General features: G+C 68.5%; 1 protein-coding gene. It reads left to right on the top strand.

Annotated elements, in window-relative coordinates:
- Window positions 1-76: 76 nt before the first annotated feature.
- Window positions 77-1,153, top strand: a complete 1,077-nt coding sequence (locus ACFHNC_RS24650; protein ID WP_437171880.1) for an IS5 family transposase — start codon at window positions 77-79, stop codon at window positions 1,151-1,153.
- The last annotated feature ends 138 nt before the right edge of the window (window positions 1,154-1,291 follow it).

Here is a 1,291-nt window from a genome sequence, read left to right on the forward strand (position 1 = left end):
CTGGACACCTCCAGAAACCCCTCGCCCTGATGCTGTTCGGCTGATTCACTGACGCGGAGGAGCGCGGGGGAAGGCGATGGTTTGGCAGCCTGGATTCTTCGACGTGGAGGAGCGGCTGCGGGAGCTGTCGGCCAAGGGCGATGACCTCGAGCGGATCGCCGTGCTGGTCGATTTCGCCATGTTCCGTGCTGAGCTGGAGCAGGCCGTGCCGCGCGCCGACGGTACGAAGGGCGGCCGGCCCGCCTTCGATCACGTGCTGATGTTCAAGATCCTGCTGCTGCAGGCGATGCACGGGCTGTCCGATGAGCGCTGCGAGTACCTCATCAAGGACCGTCTGTCGTTCATGCGCTTCCTTGGCCTTGGGCTGGCCGATCCGGTGCCGGATGCCAACACGATCTGGGCATTCCGCGAGGCGCTGAAGCGTACGGGCGCGGTGGAGCGGCTGTTCGCGCAGTTCGATGCCACACTGCGCGCCGCTGGCTACCTGGCGATGGGCGGGCAGATCGTGGACGCGACCATCGTCGCCGCACCGAAGCAGCGCAATACCGAGGCGGAGCGGGCGGCGATCAAGGCCGGGCAGGTTCCTGAAGGCTGGGCGGAGAAGCCCGCGAAGCTGCGCCAGAAGGACCGCGACGCGCGCTGGACGGTGAAGTTCTCCAAGGCCAGGCCGCGCGAGGATGGCGCGCCGCAGGTCGATCTCGCAGTGCCGGCCTTCGGGTACAAGAACCACGTCGCGATCGATCGCCGGCACGGGCTGATCCGCGGCTGGACCGCGAGCCACGCCGCCGCCCATGACGGTGCGCGCCTCGCGGAGGTGGTCGATGCCGACAACACCGCCGGCGATGTCTGGGCCGATACCGCCTATCGCTCGGCGAAGAACGAGACATGGCTGGCCGAGCGTGGCCTGGTCTCGCGCATCCACCGCAAGAAGCCGCCGGGGCGGCCGATGGCGGCAAGGACGCGGCGGGCCAATGCCCGCAAATCGACCGTTCGCTCGGCCGTCGAGCACGTCTTTGCCCGGCAGAAGGGGCCGATGGCTCTGGTCGTGCGCACCATCGGCATCGCCAGGGCACGGGTGAAGATCGGCCTCGCCAATCTCGCCTACAACATGAAGCGGCTCGTCTGGCTCAGCAGCAAGCCCGCGACTTCGTAGCGGCACGCAAGCAGGCAAGCCGCCGCCACCGACATAGCGGCCCCGTTCCCCGGATGCACGCGCAACCGCGTCGTCGCCGCCCCGGCAGCCTCATACCGCCCTCATCCGCCGAAGCCGCGAGGTTTCTGGAGGTGTCCA

This window comes from Falsiroseomonas sp. E2-1-a4, assembly GCF_051433165.1.
GTDB lineage: Bacteria > Pseudomonadota > Alphaproteobacteria > Acetobacterales > Acetobacteraceae > Falsiroseomonas.